Source organism: Arthrobacter sp. P1_H7, assembly GCF_056405215.1.
Genome location: NZ_JBFUCO010000009.1, coordinates 1 through 20,951 on the forward strand (window position 1 = coordinate 1; position 20,951 = coordinate 20,951).

Consider the following 20,951-nt stretch of genomic DNA (forward strand, 5'->3'; position numbering starts at 1 on the left):
CGCCGCCAAGATGGCGCTGTGGGGCGACGGCACGCACCGGGTCTCCCTGGACGAGGTCATCGTGACCATGCGCGAAACCGGCAAGGACATGAGCTCCAAGTACAAGGAAACCGCAATGGGCGGCCTCGCCGTCAACGTCGTGGAGTGCTAGGAAGCTGGCCCCGGCCGGCTGGGGCTGACGTGGCCGGACTCTGCCCCAGCTGCGCAGGCGCTAGTTGTACAGCCCCCAGCTGTACAGGAGCTAGTTGTGCAGCGCCGCCCAGAGGTTCAGCGAGGACGCGTACACGATCCACGACAGGTAGGGCAGCATCAGCAGTCCTGCCGTCCGGCTGATCGGCCCGAAGAGCACCACCGTCACGGCCACGGCCACGGCCAAAGCCACGATGATCCCGAACGCGATCCACAGCGCCGTCGTCCCTAGAGCCGGATACAGGGCAAAGAAGACCGGCGTCCAGAGCAGGTTCAGCCCCAACTGCACGCCGTAGGCTGTCAGGGCCGCTTTGGACCCCGGGGCGCGGCTGCGCCAGACGAGCCACGCCGCAACGGCCATGGCGGCGTACAGTACCGTCCAGACGGGCCCGAAAACCCAGTTCGGCGGGGACCAAGGGGCCTTGTCCGCGGTCGCGTACCAGCCGTTGACGTGGTTGGCCGTGGCCAGGCCGCCGAGGCCCGCAAAGAGCGCCGACGCGCCGAGGAACAGCAGCAGCGCGACCACCTGGGAGAAGCCGCTGCCCGCGCCGCTTCCGACGTCCTTAGAGTGGCCGCCGGGCGCCCCGGGACGTCCTTCCAGCGGTTGTTGCTGAGCCTGCATGAGACCAGCGTAACCGCCTGGCCCGGCCCGGCGGCAGGGTGCGGACCGATAGACTTGGGGCTGCATGTCCGCATGCCGCCGAAGCTCGTACCGCAATGATTGGATACCGCACCCTTGCGAGAATTCACTGCCCGCTTTGCCTCTGCCGAAGAGATTGCCAACTGGGATGCCCACGTCACCGCGAACCCCAACGGCGGCAATCTCCTGCAATCGGAAGCCTTCGCCGAGGTCAAGCAGCACTTTGGCTGGAAGCCCTTGCACCTGGTGTACGAGTCGGCCGATTACACGAGCTACAACCTGGTCCTGGAGAAGTCGTTTCCGGTCCTTGGCAAGCTCTGGTACCTGATCAAGGGGCCCGACGTGGCGTCCGTCGAGGACATTCCCGGGATCGTCGCGGCGAACGCGGACTTCGTCAAACGGGCCAAGCTGGGCGTCTTCGCGATCAAGATCGAACCGGATGTTGTCTTGTCCGACGAGGCCGCGCGGATCCTTGAGAGGGCCGGCCTGGTCAAGACCCACAACCTGCAGCCGAACGACTCCACGGCGCTGCTCGATATTGCGCCCGAGGAAAACCAGCTGCTGCGCAACCTGCACTCCCGGGGCCGCAACGCCGTGCGCCGCGCCATCCGCGAGGGCGTGGAAGTCCACAATGTCGAGCCCACGGAAGAGAACTTCCGGGCCATGTATGCCCTGATGACCACCACGGTGGAAGCCAAGTCCCAGGTCCGGGTGCGCGAGTACGAGTACTACCGCCAGTTCTGGACCAACTTCCTGGCCCGGGACCAGGGCAGGCTGCTCTTCGTGTACGAAAACGGCGTGCCCTCGGTGGGCGCGTTCGTCATCAACTACGGCCGCAAGGGAACGTACAAGGACGGCGGCTCCCTGCAGAAACGTGGCCAGTACGGTGACTCGCACCTCGTGCAGTGGACCGCGATCAACCAGGTTAAGGACCTCGGCTGCACCGAATACGACTTCTGCGGCACACCGCCGAGCGACAAGCTCAAGGACACGTCGAACCCGTTCCATGGGCTGGGGCTTTTCAAAACCAGCTTCAGCAAGACGGTGACCGACTTTGTCGGCTGCTATGACCAGGTCCTGAGCCCGCTGAAGTACAAGGCCTGGATGGCGGCGGGGGAGCGCGTGGCACGCCAGGTCTACACCCGGCGCACGGGCCAGCAGTTTTACTAAACCGATCCAAAAACAATCAAGGTCAGCCAAGGACAGTGAGGAGGCCGGAATGAACAACGGAAACGACGGCCACCGCAGGCCACCCACGGACGGCCTGCCCCGGACCCAGCCAATGTCGGCCATGCAGGTGCGCCAGAATGCCGCCGCCAAGAGGATGTTGCGCCGCCTGGTCCAGGGCGAAAACCCGCCCACTGCGCCGATGAGCATTGTCGACCGGCTCGCGGGCAGCCCCTACGCCAACCCGATGATCCAGGTTGGCGGGGTGGACGCCGCGGCCCGCAAGACCATCGACTTCGCCCTGAAGCTGGCCGAATCCATGTTCCGGTACGGGGCCGGCGCCCTCGAAGTCGAGACCAGCATCATCGCCATCACTGCAGCGCTTGGGCTCAAGAACATCGAGGTGGACATCACCAACCAGTCGGTGGCCATCAACTATGCCCCGAAGGACCAGACGCCCATCTCACTGCTGCGCGTGGTGCGGTCCTGGACCAACAACTACGCGGGCCTCTCGCAAGTGCACCAGCTGGTGACGGACATTGTGGCGGGCGGCGTCGGCCGTGAGGAAGCCGTGCGCCGGCTCGAGGACATCACCCGCAGCGCCAAGCCGTTCCCGCGGTGGATGGTCACCGTGGCCTTCGGCGTGTTCTCCGCCGTCTTCGTCGGCGTCCTGGGCGGCGGACTGGGCGCCTCAATCGTCGCGTTCCTCTCCAACCTGCTGGTCAGCCTGCTGGCCCGTCAGCTGGGCCGCTGGCGTACGCCGGACTTCTTCATCACTGCCTCGTGTTCGTTCCTGGTGACCATCATCGCCCTGCTGCTGTGGCGGTTCGGCAGCCCGCTGGGGGTGCAGATTGCCCCCGAGATCGTGGTGGTCGGCGGGATCCTGCTGCTCCTGCCGACAGGACGCCTCGTGTCCTCGGTGCAGGATGCGATCAACGGCTTCCCTGTCACGGCGGCCGGCCGGTTCTTGTCCACCATGCTGACTTTCGGGGCGCTGGTTGCCGGCATCGCCGTCGGGTTCGTCGTGGGGGACATGACCGGCATGGACCCCATAGACGTCACCAAGACATTCCCGCCCAAGTATGACTTGTGGGTGATCGTCATCCTGATCGCCATTGCGGTGCTGATGATCGGCATCACGGAACAGACCAGCTGGAAGCTGCTGCTGCCGACGGCGGCCGTGGGGGTGGTGGGCTATCTGGTCCTCATCGGCGGCGACGCCCTGGGCATCGGGTCCCGCTTTGCCCCCGCCCTCGCCGCCGTGGTGATCGGCCTGCTGGCCCGCGTCGTGGCCCTCCGGATGGGCGCCCCGCAGCTGGTGGTGGCCGTCCCCGCCGCCCTGATCCTGCTCCCCGGGCTCACTATATTCCGGTCCATGTATGTATTGACCATCGAGGAATCGGAGATTCTCATGGGCGCCGGCGGGATGCTCAACGCCGGGGCGATCGTGCTCGGTGTCGCAGCCGGCATCGTGCTCGGCGACACCCTGGCGCGGCCCCTGACTCGGAGCCTGGCGAGCAACGAACGGCGCCGGGCCCGCCGCCGCTAGCTCTTGGGGCTTAGATGTTGCGGCTTAGATGTTGCCGCTCAGATCTTGCGCTGCTAAATCGTCCCGATGGGGAGCTTCTTCTCCGCCTGGAAGTCGTCCTCCACCCGGCCCTTGGCCCAGTAGCCCGAGAGGGACACCTGGGCCCGCTCCAGCCCGCGCTGCACGTAGAAGACGTCCCGCAGGCCCTTCATGTAGCCCCGCTCGCCATGGGCAAAGACCTGCACCCGGCCCTCGGGCCACTCGGCGTCGCGTACTGCCGTGACCAGCAGTCCGCTCTCGCCGGCGGGGGCGCCGCCGCGCAGCAGCCAGCGCAGTTCGACGCCGGCCGGGCCGGCGATGGCCTGGACGTCGGCGTCGCTGTCCACTTCGAGCAGGGCCAGGCCGCGGGCATCCTCCGGCAGGAATTCGATCGCGGCGCCGATGGCCGGCAACGCTGATTCATCGCCGGCGAACAGGTACCAGTCCGCGCCCGGATCCGGGTTGTACCCGCCGCCCGGGCCGGTGAAAGTCAGGCGATCGCCGGGCTGGGCTGAGGCCGCCCAGGGGCCGGCGAGGCCCTCGTCGCCGTGGATCACAAAGTCAATGGCCAGCTCCTGCGCCGCCGCGTCCACCCAGCGAACCGTATAGGTCCGGGTGTGCGGCCACTGACTGCGCGGCATGGTTTCCCGGATGGCCCACAGGTCCAGCGGTTCCGGGTATTCGACGCCGGGTTGCGGAAACACGATCTTGACGTACCGGTCCACGTAGTCGTTGTTGACGAACCCGGCGAAGCCAGGGCCGCCGGCGATAATCCGGACCATGTGCGGGGAGAGCTGCACCCTGCGCAGGACCGTCAGGTCGGTCTGGGGGCGCGAATTCCGGGTGGCGGTGGTGGCTGCGGGGACGGATGTCATGCAGCTAAGCCTAACCAAGAACCCCCGCCGGGAGCTTTGCGCGGAGGCCTGTTACGGCAGCGGCGGCAGTTCCCAGTCGACCGTCCCATTGCCCTGTTCCAGCAGCAGGGCGTTGGCCCGGCTGAACGGCCGGGACCCGAAGAAGCCCCGTGAGGCCGAGAGCGGGCTGGGGTGGGCACTGGTGATCACGGCGGCGGACCCCAGCAACGGCCGCACCGACTCGGCATCCTTCCCCCACAGGATCGCCACCAGTGGGGCATGGCCCGTACCAGAGGCGGACGCGCGGTCGGCGACTGCCCGGATGGCCGCCGCCGTGACGGCCTCCCAGCCCTTGTTCCGGTGCGAGCCCGCCGCCCCGGCACGGACGCTGAGCACCCTGTTGAGCAGCAGTACGCCCTGCTCCGCCCAGCGGCTGAGGTCCCCGTGGACGCGCGGGGGGAAGCCGAGATCGGCCTGGAGTTCCTTGTAGATGTTTGCCAGGCTGCGGGGGATCGGCCGGGTGGCGCCGTCCACGGCGAAGGATAGCCCCACGGCGTGCCCCGGCGTCGGATACGGGTCCTGGCCCACCACCAGCACCCGGACTCCGGCCAGCGGCTGCCGGAAAGCCCGCAGCAGGTTCGCCGGCGATGGCAGTACTCCATGCCCGGCGGCCACTTCGCCCGCGACAAAGGCGAGGGCTTCGCGCAACTGCGCCTCCACCGGCGCCAGCGGCTCCGCCCAGTCCGGAGCAACCAGTGCGTCCAGCGGCCGGCGCGCCAGGTCCGCGAAGCTCAGGGCGTCGGCGGCTGCGGGCTCCAGCTCGAACAAAGCGTCGGGTTCACTGGCGGAGTCAAACTCGGAATCAAACACAGCCCCCATTCTTCCCCAGCTGCCGTCCCTTTCGGCGCCAGCCCGAATGACAACCCTGTCATTCGGCCGTAGCATGGGGACTGACTTTTTACCGGATCCAGCCAGGGAGTGTGTCGTGGCCGAAACAGCGCAAGAGTACGTGCTCGCGGGGGATTCTGCCGTCTTCCCCACCGCCGGCGCGGGCCTGGACGGGGTGTCCACGGAGTCTGCGCTGAGCGCCCGCGACCAACAGATGCTGGCCTTGGAGCGGCAATGGTGGAAGTACGCGGGAGCCAAGGAACAGGCCATCCGCGAGCTGTTCGATCTGTCCGCCACGCACTACTACCAGATCCTCAATGCCCTCATCGATACCGAGGATGCGCTGGCCCACGATCCCATGCTGGTCAAGAGATTGCGTAGACTACGTACATCACGCCAACGTGCCCGCACTGCCCGGCGTCTGGGAACAGATTCGTAAAGTCGCGTCACGAGCAGCCGGATGCGCACGTCCTGTTGCGTCCGTTCCGGCCTCGGGCACCCCGTATGAAATCAGCAAGGACGTCGTTTTACCATGACCAAATACGCTCGGGATGAATTTGATCGGGTCCCGGAGACCTCTACCCGGCAGGGAGTCCACCGGGCCGTCGCAGCATCACGGCGCCGGAGCCTGGCGCCCATCTTGGCAGCCGGCTGCGTAGCCCTGGCGATCGGCCTGGTGGCCTTCCTGATCCTGCCGAAGCTCGGCTTCTCCGCAGGCCAGGCCGCGGCCGTGACCGCCGGAGACAGCGCGTCCGCCTCTGCCGGCAGCAGCGCGTCCGCCTCGAGCCCCGTGAGCCCCAGCCCCGCGCCGACGAGCCCGGAGCCGGCCGGCACGGAATCCGCCGCGGCGCCGGCGGCATCGCCTTCAGCGACGCCCAGCGCCACAGCCGCCGCCGTGGACAAGACGCAGCCGGTGACGGTCTACAACGCGACCACCACGGCTGGCCTGGCCACCCGGGTCGGCGGCACCGTCACCTCCGACGGCTGGGTCCTGGGCGAGGCAGGCAACTGGGGCGGTGTCCCGCAGCAGACGTCGGTGATCTTCTACAGCGGCGTCGAGCAGAAAGACAACGCGGAGGCACTCGGAACCCTCCTCGGCATCGACACCCTCGTGGACTCCGCCGAGTTCAACATGCCCCTTGTCGTCGTGCTCGGACCGGGCTACCAGTAGCCAAATCCGGTTACGCCTGAATAACTATTAGGCGGCGGCCCTGCCCGCCGCCGGCGTTCCTGGGGGACGCTGTGGGTACAGTATCTGCGGATTTCTCTTCGCAGTCCGCGGCGCACATCGAGGTGGGCCGCACGCAAGCTAGCTGAAAGTGTGGACACCATGGCACTGGGAACCGTCAAATGGTTCAACGCCGAAAAGGGCTACGGCTTCATCACCGTGGACGGTTCCGAGAACGACGTCTTCGTGCACTGGTCCGCGATCGTCGGGGAAGGCTACCGCGCCCTGGACGAGGGCCAGCGGGTGGAACTGGAAGTCGGCGAGGGCGAAAAGGGCCCGCAGGCTGAAAGCGTCCGGCCCGCCTAGTGGCACTGGCTCCCGTCACGAACGCCCCGCTGAACGCGGCGAGGCGCCCCGGAGGAACTTTGCCGCTGGGCCGCGCCCTGGCGGCGGCCACAGTAGCGGCCCTGGCCCTGACGGGCTGCCTGGGCCCGGCGGGCAGTGCCCGTGTGGCCAGCGCCGACGCGAGCGGTGACGGCACACTGCGCATCGGCCTGATCCTGGACAACACGGGCAAGCAGAACTTCCTCAACGCCTCGCAGTTCGCAGCGGCCAAACTTGCCGTCAAGGAGATCAACGCTGCCGGCGGACACAAAGGCAAACCGGTGGAGCTGCTGCCGGAAACCATCAGCACGGACACTGCCGCCCAGGCGAAAGCGCTGGTTGCCGCCAAGGCCGACGTCGTGATCGGCCCGACCGATTCCAGCCGTGCCCCGGCCGCCATCGACGTGCTGGCCAACGCCAAAGTAGCTGTCATCTCCCCGGCCAACACCGCCGCCGCGCTCAGCGACTACAAGAGCGGCGGCTACTATTTCCGCACCTCGGCGGCCGACATCGCCCAGGCATCCGTCCTCGCCAAGCTGGTCAAAGACGGCGGCGCCAAGACCGTGGCGGTGGTCCACGAGGAAGGCGACTACGGCAAAGACGTCGCCGCCGCCGTCGGCGGTGCGGCGAAACAGTCCGGACTGGAAGTCGTGGCCGACGCGGAGTTCACTCCCGGCCAGGCGCAGCAGGCTGCCGCCGCCGCGAAGGCCGCCAACCCCGATGCCGTCGTCCTGGCCTCGCGCGACGGCGCACAGGGCGCCATCGCCGAGCTGAACAACGCCGGCCTCGCCGGCAAGAAACTGGTCCTCAGCGACGGAGCAGTCAACAAGTATGGCTCCGGCCTGGGCGCCCGGGCGCTCGAGGGCGCACGCGGGATCCTGCCCGGCGTGTTCCCCTCCGCCACCTTCCAGGCTGACCTCGTGGCCGTTGATCCCGGGCTGAAGGACATGGTGTTTGCCGCCGAGACGTACGACGCCGTCGTCCTGGCCGCCGTCGCCGCCGCCGCCGCAGAGGACGACGCCGGAACCTCCATCGCGGCGTCCCTCGTCGCGGCCTCCGGCGGCGCCCCGGCAGCCGGCGGACCCGGCGCGGCCGGCAGCCAGCCGCCCGGCAAGTCGTGCACCAGCTACCAGGACTGCATCGGCGTCCTCCGGGCGGGCCAGCGGCCGGACTATGACGGCCAGTCCGGACGGATCAACTTTGATTCCCACGGCGACATCACCGAAGCGAACTACATGGTCTCCACCTACGGCGAGGACAACCTGCCCACGGTGAGCGGCACGGAAGCCGCGAGCAGCAGCGGCGGCTGATCGCTCGTAGCGTATTGTGCCCGCGTGGCGTGCGGTTCCGGCCGGGTACTGCTTGCACTCTCCCCGGGGGAGTGCTAATTATTGTGTTAGCACTCCAGCGCACTGACTGCTAACACGACGCCCGGTCCGTCCGGCCGCGAAGTGGGGCAGCCGGTCCAGGAGCTAAAGAAACACCTTGCTGGGGTGAGATCCCGGACCCGGCGGCATACAGAGGCCGCGGGGTAGGGATCGTCCGTCGCGGGCACCACAGCGAAGGTTCATTCTTAACGACTGTCCCGAAAGGACTACTGCCGTTATGGCCAAGATCATTGCATTTGATGAAGAGGCACGCCGCGGTCTTGAGCGGGGCCTGAACATCCTCGCCGACGCCGTCAAGGTCACCCTCGGCCCGCGGGGACGCAACGTCGTCCTCGAAAAGAAGTGGGGCGCCCCCACGATCACCAACGATGGTGTTTCCATCGCCAAGGAGATCGAGCTGGACGATCCTTACGAGAAGATCGGCGCCGAGCTGGTCAAGGAAGTTGCCAAGAAGACGGATGACGTCGCAGGCGACGGCACCACCACGGCAACCGTGCTGGCACAGGCCCTGGTCAAGGAAGGCCTGCGCAACGTCGCGGCCGGCGCTGACCCGCTGTCCCTCAAGCGCGGCATCGAGAAGGCTGTTGACGCCGTCACCGTCGAGCTCCTGGCCTCCGCCAAGGAAATCGAGACCAAGGAAGAGATCGCCGCCACCGCGTCCATCTCCGCCGGCGACAACGAGATCGGCGCCCTGATCGCCGAAGCCCTCGACAAGGTCGGCAAGGAAGGCGTCATCACGGTCGAGGAGTCGAACACGTTCGGCCTCGAGCTGGAGCTGACCGAAGGCATGCGCTTCGACAAGGGCTACATCTCCGCCTACTTCGTCACCGACGCCGAGCGCCAGGAAACGGTCCTTGAGGATCCGTACATCCTGATCGTCAACTCCAAGATCTCCAACGTCAAGGAACTGGTTGCTGTCCTGGAAAAGGTCATGCAGTCCAACAAGCCGCTGCTGATCATTGCCGAAGACATCGAGGGCGAGGCCTTGGCCACCCTGATCGTCAACAAGATCCGCGGCACCTTCAAGTCCGTCGCCGTCAAGGCTCCGGGCTTCGGCGACCGCCGCAAGGCGCAGCTGGCCGACATCGCCATCCTCACCGGTGGCCAGGTCATCTCCGAGGAAGTCGGCCTCAAGCTTGAGACCGCCGGACTCGAACTCCTTGGCAAGGCCCGCAAGGTTGTTGTCACCAAGGACGAGACCACGATCGTCGAAGGTGCAGGCGACGCCGACCAGATCGCCGGCCGCGTGTCCCAGATCCGCGCCGAGATCGAGAACTCCGATTCCGACTACGACCGCGAGAAGCTGCAGGAGCGCCTGGCCAAGCTGGCCGGCGGCGTTGCAGTCATCAAGGCCGGCGCCGCAACCGAGGTCGAGCTCAAGGAACGCAAGCACCGCATTGAGGACGCCGTCCGCAACGCCAAGGCTGCTGTCGAAGAGGGCATCGTCGCCGGCGGTGGCGTTGCCCTGATCCAGGCCGGCGCCAAGGCATTCGCGAACCTGCAGCTCTCCGGTGACGAAGCAACGGGCGCGAACATCGTCCGCGTTGCCATCGACGCCCCGCTGAAGCAGATCGCCTTCAACGCCGGCCTCGAGCCCGGCGTCGTCGTGGACAAGGTCCGCGGCCTGCCCGCAGGCCACGGCCTCAACGCCGCCACCGGCGAGTACGTCGACCTGCTGGCCGCCGGCATCAACGACCCGGTCAAGGTAACCCGCTCTGCCCTGCAGAACGCGGCTTCCATCGCCGGCCTGTTCCTCACCACCGAGGCCGTTGTAGCCGACAAGCCCGAAAAGGGCGGCGCCCCGATGGGCGGCGGCGACGACATGGGCGGCATGGGCGGCATGGGCGGTTTCTAACCACCCGCGCCAGCCATCACCGGCTGTTCGACGACGGCGGTCCCACCTTCGGGTGGGGCCGCCGTTGCCCGTTAAGCGCGGTCCCCGTCCAAGGGAGCGTCGTTGGGCGTCGGCGGGTTCTGGCAGGATAGGTCAGTGACGATTACAGCAGCGGCCGACGGTTCGGCCTTAGGAAATCCTGGCCCGGCCGGCTGGGCCTGGTACGTAAACGACGACTGCTGGCGGGCCGGCGGATGGCCCCACGGCACGAACAACCAGGGCGAACTGATGGCGGTGCTGGACCTGTTCCGGGCAACGGCGCACATGCCCGGGGAAGACCTGCTGATCCTCTGCGACAGCCAGTACGTCATCAACGCCGTGACCAAATGGATGCCCGGCTGGAAACGCAAGGGCTGGCGCAAAGCCGACGGCAAGCCGGTGCTGAACGTGGACCTCCTCAAGGACATCGACCAGGCGCTCGTGGGCCGCAAGTACACCTTCGAATGGGTGCGGGGCCACGCGGGACACGAGCTCAACGAGGCGGCAGACGTCCGCGCCCGGGCAGCGGCCACGGCTTACCAGCAGGGCGTCGCCGTCCGGCAGGGCCCCGGGTTCGAGCCGCAGCAGGGCGGGACGCAGCCGGCAGGCCAGCCGGCCTCCACGGAGCCGGCGGCAGCCCAGCAGGCCGCACCGGCCGCGCAGGCCGCCAAGACCCCCGCACCACAGGCCGCCGCCCCGCAGGCCGCGACCCGGCCGCAGGCAACCCCGGCGCCTTCCGGCCAGCAGGAACTCTTTGGCGCGCCAGGAACCTACGACGAGCCGGACCTGTTCAGCGAACTCGAAGAAGAACCGGCCGTGGACCTGGCGAAGGCCAGCGCCGAAGCCGTCGTCGAGTCCCTCGAACGGGAACTGCTCCGCCCCGAAACCCGGGCGGACCTGGGCCGCGCGGGTGTCCTGCTCCATCCGGATTTCACCGAAATCGGCAGCTCCGGCCGGATCTGGACCCGCGACGCCATGATGATGTCACTCGAGGACAACCCGGGCGGAGCCGTGGAGCTGGAGTTGCTGGGCGCGGACCGGGTGGGTGAGAAGACCATACTCTTGACGTACCGCAGCCACACGCGCGAGGGATCAGCCCTGCGCAGCTCCCTGTGGGTCCTTGAAGGCGCGCAATGGCGTCTGCGCTTCCACCAGGGCACACCCGAGGCCTGAGGGCGCGTGCGGCTCACGTGAAGCGCTGCGCGTTGCCCAGTTCCGCCTGCGCATAGGTGGCGGCAGCGGAATTCAGTGCCAGGTTGATGGACGCCAGGGAAGCCTCGACCCTGCCCTGGGTCAGCGTCCACTCGGCCACCAGGGTTTGGAAATTGGTCGCCGCGGAGCCCCGCCAGCTGCCCTGGAGCTCGTCCAGTCCCCGTTTCATGGCGTGGACGTCCGCGCTGATCCGCTCCACCGTGGCCTGCACGTTGGCAGACTTCAGCTGGAGGAGTTCCGTATCGACGGAGATGATGCTCATGGAAATGCCTCTCGAAATGTTCGGGAGGCGGCCGTGGCCCGGCGGAGCACGGTGACCGTCAGCGGTGGGCCTGCCGTGAGAGCTGGCGGGGCGGCTGCCTCGTCCGGATCTTCCGGACACGTCGAGCGTAGGCGGGCGGCGCGCCGGCCGGACACCGCCGTCGGCTCCTATGTGGATAAGTCTGCTGTAGACCGTTCCGTGGCGTCTTCGTTCAGGAACGGGATGCTGACCACCAGCGTGGCACCGCCGCCGTCGGTCTTTCCGACCCGCACGGATCCGGAATGCGAGCCGACGATGGCGGCCACGATCGCCAGGCCAAGTCCGCTGCCGCCGGTCTCCCTGGTCCGGGAGGTGTCGGCCCGGTAGAAGCGCTCGAAAATCCGGGCCGCCTCCTCATCGGGGACGCCCGGTCCGTGGTCCCGGACCTCGATCACGGACTGCCGTGTTCCGTCCGGCGCGGTCCGGACCCCGACGCCAATTTCGACCGGGGTGCCCTCCGGCGTGTAGCGCAGGGCATTGCCGACCAGGTTGCTGACCACCTGGCGCAGTTTGGCTTCATCGCCCAGCACCGGGGCGGCGACGGGGGCCTCGCCGTCAAGTCCGGTGAGGGTGATGGTGCGGCTGCGGTCGCTGGCCTGGGTGTCCACCACGGCGTCGTTGGCCAGCAGCAGCAGGTCCGCGGGTTTCTGCTGCAACGGGCGCTGTTCATCGATCCTGGCCAGCAGCAGCAGGTCTTCCACCATGGCTCCCATGCGTTTGGCTTCGCTTTCGATCCGCCCCATCGCCGTGGCCACGTCTTCCGGAGTGGACAGCGCCCCATGTCGGTACAGCTCGGAAAACCCGCGGATGGTCACCAGCGGAGTGCGCAGTTCGTGCGAGGCGTCGGCGGCGAAGCGCCGCATCCGCGCCTCGGACGCCATCCGGGCGGCGAAGGCGGTCTCAATGTGCGCGAGCATGGCGTTGAGCGAGCTCCCGAGCCGGCCCACTTCCGTGCCCGGGTTCTCCACTTCCACACGCTGGGACAGGTCTCCCGCGGCGATCGCGGCGGCCGTCTTCTCCACCCGGGCCAGCGGCCGGAAGGACCGCGAGACGGTCCACGTGGCGATGAAGAACGCCAGCACGAGCGTCAGCAGGCCCACACCCACCACCACCAGGGCCGCATGTTCCATCACCGAGTCCACGGGGTCCAGCGGCAGCCCGATCACGACGACGGCACCGCGGTTGTTGTTGTCCACCACGCTGACGGCCACGACCCGCCAGTTGCCGCCCTCTGATCCGCGGACCTGGAAGGGCATCTGCTGGCGTTCCCGGGCCTCGACCGAGGAAAAGGTGCTGATGGCGGGGTGGGATTCCTTGTCGCCGCCGAATGTGTAGGGCGGAAGACCGGGGCTGAAGAGCATCAGCGAGTAGTCGGTGGGGACGGTGGAGTTGGTCTCCTGCAGCTGGCTGAAGGACTGCTGCTGGCGCGCGGATTCGACGGCGGCCCGGAGCTTGTCATCCACCTGGCCCTGCAGGAAGCTGTGCAGCAGCGTCAGTGTGCCCGCCCCGGTGGCCGTGAGGGCCACCAGCATGAGTGCCATCATGATGGCCACGAGCTGCGAGCGCAGCGACGCCGATTTCCAGCGGTACAGCAAGGTCAGCGCTTCTCGGCAGTCCGCAGGACGTAGCCGACGCCGCGCTTGGTCTGGATCAGTGCCGGGGCATCGGGATCGATATCCACTTTGCGGCGCAGGTAGGAGATGTAGGACTCCACGATCGAGGCGTCGCCGTTGAAGTCGTACTCCCACACATGGTCGAGGATCTGGGCTTTGGACAGGACCCGGTTCGGATTGAGCATGAGGTAGCGCAGGAGCTTGAATTCCGTGGGCGAGAGCTCGATCACGGTGCCGCCGCGGCGGACCTCGTGGGCGTCGTCGTCGAGCTGGAGGTCATCGACCCGGATCACGGCGTCGTCGTCGACCTGGGGCTGCGTGCGCCGGAGTACGGCGCGGATGCGGGCCACCACCTCGTCGAGGCTGAACGGCTTGGTGACGTAATCGTCCCCGCCCACGGTCAAGCCGGTGACTTTGTCTTCGGTGTCGTCCTTGGCCGTGAGGAACAGGACGGGGAAGTGCTTGCCAGCGGCGCGCAGGCGGCGGGTGACGGTGAAGCCGTCCATGTCCGGCAGCATGACGTCCAGCACCGCCAGATCGGGGGAGTGCAACTCAGCAGCAGCCAGGGCCTCGCGTCCGCTGCCGGCCGAGACGACTTCGAAACCAGCGAAGCGCAGGGACGTGGAGAGCAGCTCGCGGATGTTCGGTTCGTCATCGACGACGAGCAGCTTGGCTTCGGGACCGTTCTTCTTCATGTTCCCATGATGCTCCCAGACTCTGGGAGTTTTCTGAATGGAAGTTGTGTGTTGCATGGCCGCGCCCCGCACCCGCCTAGCCCGCGGTGCCGACGTCCTTGGCGTCCATGATCCGGTAGGCGTAGCCCTGCTCGGCGAGGAACCGCTGCCGCTTCGCGGCGAAATCCTGGTCCAGGGTGTCCCGGGCCACGAGCGAGTAGAACCGGGCGGAGCGGCCGTCCTTCTTCGGGCGCAGCAGCCGGCCCAGGCGCTGGGCCTCCTCCTGGCGGGAACCGAACGAACCGGACACCTGGATCGCGACCGACGCCTCGGGCAGGTCGATGGAGAAATTGGCGACCTTGGACACCACCAGGGTCTGCACCTCGCCGGCGCGGAAGGCGTCGAAGAGCCGCTGGCGTTCCTTCACCGACGTGTCGCCCTTGATCACCGGCGCGCCCAGGCGCTCGCCGATCTCGTCGAGCTGGTCGATGTACTGCCCGATCACCAGGAGCTGCTCCCCGGCGTGTTCGGCGACGAGTTCTTCGACCACCCGGGTCTTCGTCTCGGAGGTGGCACACAGGCGGTATTTGTCGGCGTCCTCGGCCATGGCATAGGCCACCCGTTCGTCGCGGGGCAGGTCCACCCGGACTTCCACGCAATCTGCCGGGGCGATGTAGCCCTGGGCCTCGATGTCCTTCCACGGCGCGTCGTAGCGTTTCGGACCGATCAGGCTGAAGACCTCGCCCTCCCGGCCGTCCTCCCGCACCAACGTGGCGGTCAGCCCGAGCCGGCGGCGGGCCTGCAGGTCTGCCGTCATCCGGAAGATCGGCGCGGGCAACAGGTGGACCTCGTCGTAGATGATCAGGCCCCAATCGTTGCCGTCCACGAGCTCCAGGTGCGGGTACAGTCCGCCGCGCTTCGTGGTCAGGACCTGGTAGGTGGCGATCGTGACCGGCCGGACTTCCTTGACGGAGCCGGAGTACTCGCCGATCTCCTCCTCGGTCAGCGACGTGCGTTTGAGCAGTTCGTCCTTCCACTGCCGCGCGGCGACAGTGTTGGTCACCAGGATCAGCGTGGTGGTGGAGCTGGTGGCCATGGCGGCCGCCCCGACCAGCGTCTTGCCGGCACCGCAGGGAAGGACGACGACGCCGCTGCCGCCGGCCCAGAAGTTCTCCGCGGCCAGTTGCTGGTAGGGCCGCAGCTTCCAGCCCGATTCGTTGAGCATGATGGGGTGTGGGGTGCCGTCCACGTAGCCGGCCAGGTCCTCCGCCGGCCAACCCAGCTTGAGCAGCAGCTGCTTGAGCTGGCCGCGCTGGGAGGAATGCACCACCACCGTCTCGCCGTCGATCCGTGGCCCGAGCAGCGGGGCGATCTTCTTGGCGCGGCTGACTTCTTCGAGCACCGGGTAGTCGGAGGTGCGCATGACCAGGCCGTGCTGCGGGTCCTTCTCCAGCCGGAGCCGGCCGTACCGGGACATGGTCTCTTCGATGTCGATCAGCAGGGAGTGGGGCACGGGGAACCGGGAGTACGTGAGCAGGGTGTCCAGCACCTTTTCGGCGTCCAGCCCGGCCGCCCGGGCATTCCAGAGCCCCAGCGGCGTTAACCGGTAGCTGTGCACATGCTCGGGGGCCCGTTCCAGCTCGGCGAACGCCGCGATGGCGTGCCGGGCCTCCGTTGCGAGTTCGTGGTCGACCTCCAGCAGGATGGTCTTGTCACTCTGGACGATCAGGGGCCCGTCATTCACTGGAACAATTCCTCTGTAGCTTCTACGTCGATAATCCGGTGGATGGACAGGACCCGCTCGATCTCCTTGGCCGGATCGAACACCCGCACCCGCCCGCCATTCACAGCTACCGGAACAACCGTCTCGCGGGTGGCATTCCCCATGCCGTCCACGACGTTCATGATGACCCGCTGCCTGAGGCGGATCGCCTTCAACAGGGTCTCGAGCCCCAGCTGGGTCGCCTCCTCGCTGCCCGGGGCCGCCGGCGGGTGGGCGCCGGAGCCGGGCGCCCGGGACCCGTTGGCGCGCAGCACGGCCAGTTGGGCCTCGATGTCGGCCTCCGGCGGAGCGGTCCGCGGGGCGGTGTAGACCGGCCGGCCGCTGCCGGGCGCGGGGGTGCTGCGGCGCAGCCGGACGACGCCGGAGACAGCTTCCTCCAGGACGGGGGCGAGACCCAGGCCCCGGAGGACCTGGGCGGTTTCCCGGGGAGCGGCGTGGGAGACGACCACTGTGGGCGCGATGCGCACCAGCCCGAGGCCGGCGGCGGCCGGGGCATGGAGCAGCTCCAGCAGGGCGGCCTCGTCCTCGCTCTGGACGAAGCTGGCTGCGGCCCCCACCCGGAGCCGGGAATGGCGCGCGGCGGTGTCTTCGATGAGGTACTGGAGGGGCTGCGGGATGGCGGTGGCCGAATGCTGGCGCAGGAAGTCCAGCATCGCCGCGGCGTCCTGGCCGGTGTCGAGGGCCCGGCGCACGGAGGTGACGGAGAACCGGTAGATGGTGGCCGGTCCCTGCCCTTCGGCCGTGGCCATGGTCAGGAGCCGTTCGCTCAGTTCGGGGTCGAGGTAGCCCGGCGCCACCGCCGTCAGGTCCGCCTGCAGCAACACATGCTGCAGGGCCGCCGGCAGGTGTTCGCCCAGGATCCCCAGGGCATCATCCGGCTGCTCGGCGGCGATCGCGGCGCCCAGCTGGCTCAGCGCCCCGGAGCCGATCAGGCCGAGCATCTCGGCCTCCGCGAGGATGCCGCGGATCAGCGAGCTGAAGCGCCTGGCCATCCGGGGCTGCGTCCACTCGGCACGCTCCAGCACGGCGGCGGCATCGAGGACGGGGGCCTGCCCGTCGGGCGCCGCGGCCTCGAGGGTGAGTTCGTGCAGGATTTCCAGGACCCTTTTGCGGATCACCGGGGCGTCCGGCCGCTGCGCCTCGGCAGAGAGCGCATTGATGGTGGTCCCGGCCGGGCCCCGGTGCCCGGCCGGGCCCGGCGCGGCGGCATTCACCGGCTGGCCCACGAGGGACGGCGCGCGCTCGCTGGCCAGCCAGGCGTTGACCAGCCACAGCCACTGCTCCTGGCGCGGCAGCGACAGCCACTCCAGCTGCGGCGGCTGCACCCACGCAGAACTGTCGACGTCCAGCCGCAGCAGACCGGCCATTCCGCAGAGCTCCGCGAGGACGCCGGCCTCGTGCACGTCCATCCGCAGCGAATCCGCCAGCCGCTTCATCTCCCGGACCCCGACGCCCCCGCTGCGCAGCGTCGCCAGCGGCTGTTCGCGCACGGTGTAGAGCACTTCGCCCACGAGCCGCAGCGTCTCGGCGATAGCGCCCAACGCGGCGTTCCGGCGCAGCCCCGCACTTGTGTGGCCCAGCCGGGGGACGGGCGGCGCGAGCGAAAAGTTCTCGATGACATACCCGCCGCGCAGCGAGACTCCGACGCTGTGCGGCAGTTCGACGTGGGCGGCGTCCAGCGGTACCAGCAGCCCGCGCGCCAGCAGCCAGTCCACGGGGCCGACGTCGGCGCTTTCGTGCAGCACGGACGCCCGGCGCTGTGCCTGCGGAACGGCGCCCATGGCCCAGTTCCCGAAGCGGGCCAGAAGGGCGGCGGTCCGATCCGGTGCGGTGGCCAGGATTTGCTGGAGCGATTCGGGTGTTGCCGTCCAGTGCTGCAGGGACAGGGCGGCTTCCATCGGCGTCGTGGCGGGGGAGACGGTCGCCCCGCCGCGGTGCAGTTCCCCCACCAGCTGCACCACGCGCTGTGCAAAAGCGGGCTGGAGCCGCACGAGTTCGGTGTAGCTGCGTCCCAGCCCCGCAGGGTAAATGCCGATCACGTCCTTGAGGCTGCCGACCGGAAGGTAGTGGCGCTGTTTGGCGGCGGCGGGAGTCGCGCCGTGCGGCGGATCGGCGCGGTGGACGAGGGCCAGTTCCTGCAGGGAATGGAGGATCCGGTCGACGGCGGCAACCGAGGAGCCGTTGATCAGTTTCTTCAGCATCGCCGCCGACGCGCTGTGCCCGGTATCGGCGTTGGTGCACAGGTGCAGGGTTTCCAGGACCTGCATCTGCGGGCGGTTGAGCCGTTCGAGTGCCCGCTGCACGCTGACCCGTCCGCTGGCACGGGCGGCGAGCGCGGCGAAGTCCGGAACGCCCGGAGAAATCAGGTCCGGCCGCGCGGAGAACAGGGCCCGCAACGATTCGTCGCTTCGTGCCTGAAGTTCCTTGCTGAGCGCGCGGATGAGGGACATCGCTCCAACGTTACCTTTCGCCGGGCCCGCGCGGGCGGCGCCGTGCTGCCACCGCGTCCACAACGAGCGCCAGCATGAGCAGGAAGGCCACCGGGAGGCCGTAGAGGGCCGTCGAGGTAATCCAGGCGGGCGCCACGGCATTGTTGAAGGCCATGGCCATGACAGCGGCGACGGCAACCAGGGACAGCACAGCAAGGGTGGCCGCTACGATCATCAGGGGCCGCCGGTAACGCGTCAGTGTCATGGGGGCAACGCTAACAGTCCGGCATCGCCCGCGCCTCAAGCCGCTAAAGTGAACCAGGCAGGATAACCTTGGAGATACAGACCAACACGGTCCGGGCAGTCATACCCTGAACCCGCGTATCCATGCGGATGCGGTGACCGCCGGCCGTGTCCCCGCAGAACGAAGAAGGTTGATTACGTGCCTACCGGCAAGGTCAAGTGGTATGACAAGGAAAAAGGCTTCGGATTCCTCGCGGGCGAGGACGGCCAGGAAGTCTTCCTGCCCAAGTCCGCGCTGCCCGAAGGCATCACGGAGCTCAAGGCCGGCACGCGTGTTGAATTTGGTGTAGCCGACGGGCGCAAGGGTGCCCAGGCCCTGGGCCTGCGCGTGCTGGACAAGACGCCGTCCATCGCCAAGGCAAAGCGGCCCAGTGCCAGGGACCTTGCCCCGTTGGTCCAGGACCTCGTCAGCGTGCTGGACAACCTGTCCGGAACCCTGTCCGCGGGCAAGTACCCGGAAGGCAACAAGGGCAAGGCGATCGCAGCGGCCCTCCGTAAGGTTGCCGACGAGCTGGACGTATAAGGCTTTTGATGACTCAGGAACCTGATCAGTTGCCGGCGCCGGATGCCGGATCCACAGCGCCCGCCGGGGCCAAAGCAACCGGCTCCAAGCAGGGAATCCGCCCGCGCGCCGGCGTGCCCGTCTGGCGCACCGGCAAGCCTGACGCTTTCCTGGCCGCCGCCGTCGACGTCGCCCGCGCCGCAGTGGAGGGCATTGCCCCCGCCGAGCAGATCGGCGAGCACATCGGTGCCCGCAGCGAGGGCGACCGCCTGGTGACCCACCTCTTCGAATCCAGGCTGCCCGGCTACGGCGGCTGGCAGTGGTACGCCGTGCTGACACGCAACTCGCGGTCCAAAGTGGTCACGGTGGACGAACTCGGCCTCCTGCCTTCCGAGGACTCCATCCTGGCGCCGGCCTGGGTTCCGTGGGCCGAGCGGGTCCGCCCGGAAGACGCGCAGGCTGACGAGGCCGCCGAGACGCCGTCCGGTTCCGAGACGCCGTCTCAGGTGTCCGACGCCGACCAGCAGGATGCTGCCGACGCCGACGCGATCGACGCCGACGCGATGAACGACGACGAGTCGAACGACGACGAGCGGGAACGCTCCGCGGGCGAGGCCGACTAGCGGTTGGAAGCGTCCGGGAGCGTGTCTGGGGAGGGCTGGGGCTGATGTCCACGTTCAAATCCCTGCACATCCTGAACTACCGGATCTGGTTCGTCGGCGCCCTTATTTCCAACGTTGGCACCTGGATGCAGCGCACCGCCCAGGACTGGCTGGTGTTCGCCCACCTGACGGCGCACGATGCCGGGGCGGTGGGGATCACGATGGCCCTGCAGTTGGGTCCGCAGCTCTTCCTGGCACCCGTGGCCGGGCTGGTCGCAGATCGGTTCAACCGCAAGCGGCTCCTGGTGCTGACCCAGTCAGCCATGGCGCTGCTGAGCGCGGGGCTGGGCATCCTGGTGGTCACGGGCGCGGCGCAGCTCTGGCACGTCTACGCGTTCGCCCTGATGCTCGGGGTGGTCTCGGCCTTGGACGCCCCCGTCCGGCAGACCTTCGTCTCGGAGCTGGTCCAGGACGACTACCTGCCCAATGCGGTGGCCCTGAACAGCGCGTCCTTCAACGTTGCCCGGATGATCGGCCCGGCCGTCGCCGGCGTGCTCACGGCCGCCGTCGGGCCCGGCTGGGTCTTCCTCCTCAATACACTCACCTTCGTGCCCCTGTTGCTCAGCCTGGCGAAAATCCCGTCGTCGTCGCTGCGCCGGCTGCCGCGTGCACCTGCGGGCAAGGGCAGGATCCGGGAGGGGCTGCGCTATGTGAGGTACCGTCCGGACCTGGTCGTGGTGCTGGTGGCGGTCTTCATCGTGGGAACCCTGGGGCTGAATTTCGCCCTGTTCATCGCGGCCATGGTGGGGACGGAATTCGGGCTCGACGCGGGGGCCTTCGGCTTGATGAATTCGATCATGGCCATCGGTTCCGTCGCCGGGGCCCTGTTGTCCGCCGGCCGCGGCAAGCCGCGGCTGCGGGTCATTTTCGGGGCGGCCGCCGCCTTCGGCGTGACCTCGGGCATCGCAGCGATGGCCCCGAGCTACTTCTGGTACGGGGTCGCACTTGTGCCCGTGGGGCTGTTCGCGATCACCATGATGACCAGCGCCAACGGGTACGTCCAGACCACCACAGAGCCCGTAATGCGGGGCCGGGTGATGGCCCTCTACATGGCGATCTTCATGGGCGGAACTCCCCTTGGTGCCCCGCTCGTCGGCTGGGTGGCAAACACCGCGGGCCCCCGCTGGTCCATGGCGGTCGCGGCCGGCGCAGGCCTGCTGGCGGCCCTGATCGGGCTGGTGTGGATCATCCGCGCGAAGCACCTGCGGATCCACTTCAACCGCCGCGCCCGCGGGCTACGGTACTTCCGCGTCGAAAGCGGGACCGGCACGGCCGGTGCCGGCCTGGACGCGCGGCCGGAGGCACAGCCGGGCGCGCGGGCCTGAAACGACGACGGCGTCGTCACGGTTTGGGT

At 68.2% G+C, this 20,951-nt stretch carries 21 protein-coding genes; 12 read left to right on the top strand and 9 right to left on the bottom strand.

From position 1 onward, the window contains the following. Positions 1 to 151, top strand: a 151-nt coding sequence (locus AC1DXI_RS10250) for an L-serine ammonia-lyase, iron-sulfur-dependent, subunit alpha (RefSeq protein ID WP_476938615.1), incomplete at its 5' end; no start/stop codon positions are given. A 90-nt stretch (positions 152 to 241) separates the two neighbouring features. Here AC1DXI_RS10250 and AC1DXI_RS10255 read toward each other — a convergent pair. After that, complete coding sequence (locus AC1DXI_RS10255; RefSeq protein ID WP_476938516.1) at positions 242 to 811, bottom strand: TspO/MBR family protein; 570 nt, start codon at positions 809 to 811, stop codon at positions 242 to 244. A 114-nt stretch (positions 812 to 925) separates the two neighbouring features. On the opposite strand from AC1DXI_RS10255, the gene AC1DXI_RS10260 reads away from it, so the two are divergent. Further along, positions 926 to 1,999, top strand: coding sequence for a lipid II:glycine glycyltransferase FemX (locus tag AC1DXI_RS10260; RefSeq protein ID WP_476938517.1), 1,074 nt, complete (start codon positions 926 to 928; stop codon positions 1,997 to 1,999). 49 nt (positions 2,000 to 2,048) lie between these two features. Beyond that, positions 2,049 to 3,545: a threonine/serine exporter family protein gene (locus tag AC1DXI_RS10265; RefSeq protein ID WP_026538915.1), complete on the top strand. Its 1,497-nt coding sequence runs from the start codon at positions 2,049 to 2,051 to the stop codon at positions 3,543 to 3,545. Positions 3,546 to 3,598: 53 nt separating this feature from the next. Here the strand turns inward: AC1DXI_RS10265 and AC1DXI_RS10270 are convergent, their stop codons facing one another. Then, positions 3,599 to 4,438: a siderophore-interacting protein gene (locus tag AC1DXI_RS10270; protein ID WP_476938518.1), complete on the bottom strand. Its 840-nt coding sequence runs from the start codon at positions 4,436 to 4,438 to the stop codon at positions 3,599 to 3,601. Between the two features lie 51 nt (positions 4,439 to 4,489). Then, positions 4,490 to 5,287, bottom strand: a complete 798-nt coding sequence (locus AC1DXI_RS10275; RefSeq protein ID WP_476938519.1) for a uracil-DNA glycosylase — start codon at positions 5,285 to 5,287, stop codon at positions 4,490 to 4,492. A 115-nt stretch (positions 5,288 to 5,402) separates the two neighbouring features. Between AC1DXI_RS10275 and AC1DXI_RS10280 the strand changes: the two genes are divergently transcribed. The 6 genes from AC1DXI_RS10280 (at position 5,403) to AC1DXI_RS10305 (ending at position 11,291) form a co-directional block, all read left to right on the top strand. Beyond that, entirely contained in the window at positions 5,403 to 5,744 is a 342-nt protein-coding gene (locus AC1DXI_RS10280; protein WP_476938520.1) for a DUF3263 domain-containing protein, read from the top strand. A gap of 93 nt (positions 5,745 to 5,837) precedes the next feature. Further along, complete coding sequence (locus AC1DXI_RS10285; protein WP_026266833.1) at positions 5,838 to 6,476, top strand: LytR C-terminal domain-containing protein; 639 nt, start codon at positions 5,838 to 5,840, stop codon at positions 6,474 to 6,476. Between the two features lie 159 nt (positions 6,477 to 6,635). Further along, the gene (locus tag AC1DXI_RS10290) at positions 6,636 to 6,839 is read left to right on the top strand and encodes a cold-shock protein (RefSeq protein ID WP_026266832.1); all 204 of its coding nucleotides are present in this window, start codon (positions 6,636 to 6,638) and stop codon (positions 6,837 to 6,839) included. A gap of 59 nt (positions 6,840 to 6,898) precedes the next feature. Continuing rightward, entirely contained in the window at positions 6,899 to 8,167 is a 1,269-nt protein-coding gene (locus AC1DXI_RS10295; RefSeq protein ID WP_476938616.1) for an ABC transporter substrate-binding protein, read from the top strand. A gap of 295 nt (positions 8,168 to 8,462) precedes the next feature. Then, positions 8,463 to 10,100 carry a chaperonin GroEL gene (gene groL / locus AC1DXI_RS10300; RefSeq protein WP_079555368.1) on the top strand — a complete coding sequence of 546 codons (1,638 nt, stop codon included), beginning with the start codon at positions 8,463 to 8,465 and terminating at the stop codon, positions 10,098 to 10,100. 135 nt (positions 10,101 to 10,235) lie between these two features. Beyond that, positions 10,236 to 11,291, top strand: a complete 1,056-nt coding sequence (locus AC1DXI_RS10305) for an RNase H family protein (protein WP_476938521.1) — start codon at positions 10,236 to 10,238, stop codon at positions 11,289 to 11,291. Between the two features lie 13 nt (positions 11,292 to 11,304). Here the strand turns inward: AC1DXI_RS10305 and AC1DXI_RS10310 are convergent, their stop codons facing one another. The 6 genes from AC1DXI_RS10310 to AC1DXI_RS10335 all read right to left on the bottom strand — a co-directional run bounded on the left by AC1DXI_RS10310 (position 11,305) and on the right by AC1DXI_RS10335 (position 18,395). Beyond that, the gene (locus AC1DXI_RS10310; RefSeq protein ID WP_026538909.1) at positions 11,305 to 11,592 is read right to left on the bottom strand and encodes a WXG100 family type VII secretion target; all 288 of its coding nucleotides are present in this window, start codon (positions 11,590 to 11,592) and stop codon (positions 11,305 to 11,307) included. Between the two features lie 167 nt (positions 11,593 to 11,759). After that, entirely contained in the window at positions 11,760 to 13,226 is a 1,467-nt protein-coding gene (locus tag AC1DXI_RS10315) for a sensor histidine kinase (protein WP_476938522.1), read from the bottom strand. Positions 13,227 to 13,228: 2 nt separating this feature from the next. Then, positions 13,229 to 13,939, bottom strand: a complete 711-nt coding sequence (locus tag AC1DXI_RS10320) for a response regulator transcription factor (protein WP_018775770.1) — start codon at positions 13,937 to 13,939, stop codon at positions 13,229 to 13,231. 76 nt (positions 13,940 to 14,015) lie between these two features. Then, the gene (locus AC1DXI_RS10325; RefSeq protein ID WP_026538907.1) at positions 14,016 to 15,662 is read right to left on the bottom strand and encodes a DNA repair helicase XPB; all 1,647 of its coding nucleotides are present in this window, start codon (positions 15,660 to 15,662) and stop codon (positions 14,016 to 14,018) included. After that, on the bottom strand, positions 15,659 to 18,151 hold the full coding sequence (locus AC1DXI_RS10330; protein WP_476938523.1) for a helicase-associated domain-containing protein: 2,493 nt from the start codon (positions 18,149 to 18,151) through the stop codon (positions 15,659 to 15,661). Before AC1DXI_RS10330 ends, AC1DXI_RS10325 begins: the two co-directional genes overlap by 4 nt. Positions 18,152 to 18,161: 10 nt before the next feature. After that, positions 18,162 to 18,395, bottom strand: a complete 234-nt coding sequence (locus AC1DXI_RS10335) for a hypothetical protein (protein ID WP_476938524.1) — start codon at positions 18,393 to 18,395, stop codon at positions 18,162 to 18,164. A gap of 177 nt (positions 18,396 to 18,572) precedes the next feature. Here AC1DXI_RS10335 and AC1DXI_RS10340 point away from each other — a divergent pair, with 177 nt between their 5' ends. The 3 genes from AC1DXI_RS10340 to AC1DXI_RS10350 are packed head-to-tail and all read left to right on the top strand — an operon-like array spanning position 18,573 to position 20,922. After that, complete coding sequence (locus AC1DXI_RS10340; protein ID WP_018776003.1) at positions 18,573 to 18,956, top strand: cold-shock protein; 384 nt, start codon at positions 18,573 to 18,575, stop codon at positions 18,954 to 18,956. An 8-nt stretch (positions 18,957 to 18,964) separates the two neighbouring features. Continuing rightward, positions 18,965 to 19,558, top strand: a complete 594-nt coding sequence (locus AC1DXI_RS10345; RefSeq protein WP_476938525.1) for a DUF3027 domain-containing protein — start codon at positions 18,965 to 18,967, stop codon at positions 19,556 to 19,558. 44 nt (positions 19,559 to 19,602) lie between these two features. Continuing rightward, on the top strand, positions 19,603 to 20,922 hold the full coding sequence (locus AC1DXI_RS10350) for an MFS transporter (protein WP_476938526.1): 1,320 nt from the start codon (positions 19,603 to 19,605) through the stop codon (positions 20,920 to 20,922). Positions 20,923 to 20,951: the final 29 nt, after the last annotated feature.

Coding starts and splice junctions, on each gene's coding strand:
- AC1DXI_RS10255 (WP_476938516.1), bottom strand. CDS start 811: ATGCAGGCTCAGCAACAACCGCTGGAAGGACGTCCCGGGGCGCCCGGC.
- AC1DXI_RS10265 (WP_026538915.1), top strand. CDS start 2,049: ATGAACAACGGAAACGACGGCCACCGCAGGCCACCCACGGACGGCCTG.
- AC1DXI_RS10270 (WP_476938518.1), bottom strand. CDS start 4,438: ATGACATCCGTCCCCGCAGCCACCACCGCCACCCGGAATTCGCGCCCC.
- AC1DXI_RS10285 (WP_026266833.1), top strand. CDS start 5,838: ATGACCAAATACGCTCGGGATGAATTTGATCGGGTCCCGGAGACCTCT.
- AC1DXI_RS10290 (WP_026266832.1), top strand. CDS start 6,636: ATGGCACTGGGAACCGTCAAATGGTTCAACGCCGAAAAGGGCTACGGC.
- groL (WP_079555368.1), top strand. CDS start 8,463: ATGGCCAAGATCATTGCATTTGATGAAGAGGCACGCCGCGGTCTTGAG.
- AC1DXI_RS10310 (WP_026538909.1), bottom strand. CDS start 11,592: ATGAGCATCATCTCCGTCGATACGGAACTCCTCCAGCTGAAGTCTGCC.
- AC1DXI_RS10320 (WP_018775770.1), bottom strand. CDS start 13,939: ATGAAGAAGAACGGTCCCGAAGCCAAGCTGCTCGTCGTCGATGACGAA.
- AC1DXI_RS10330 (WP_476938523.1), bottom strand. CDS start 18,151: ATGTCCCTCATCCGCGCGCTCAGCAAGGAACTTCAGGCACGAAGCGAC.
- AC1DXI_RS10335 (WP_476938524.1), bottom strand. CDS start 18,395: ATGACACTGACGCGTTACCGGCGGCCCCTGATGATCGTAGCGGCCACC.
- AC1DXI_RS10345 (WP_476938525.1), top strand. CDS start 18,965: ATGACTCAGGAACCTGATCAGTTGCCGGCGCCGGATGCCGGATCCACA.
- AC1DXI_RS10350 (WP_476938526.1), top strand. CDS start 19,603: ATGTCCACGTTCAAATCCCTGCACATCCTGAACTACCGGATCTGGTTC.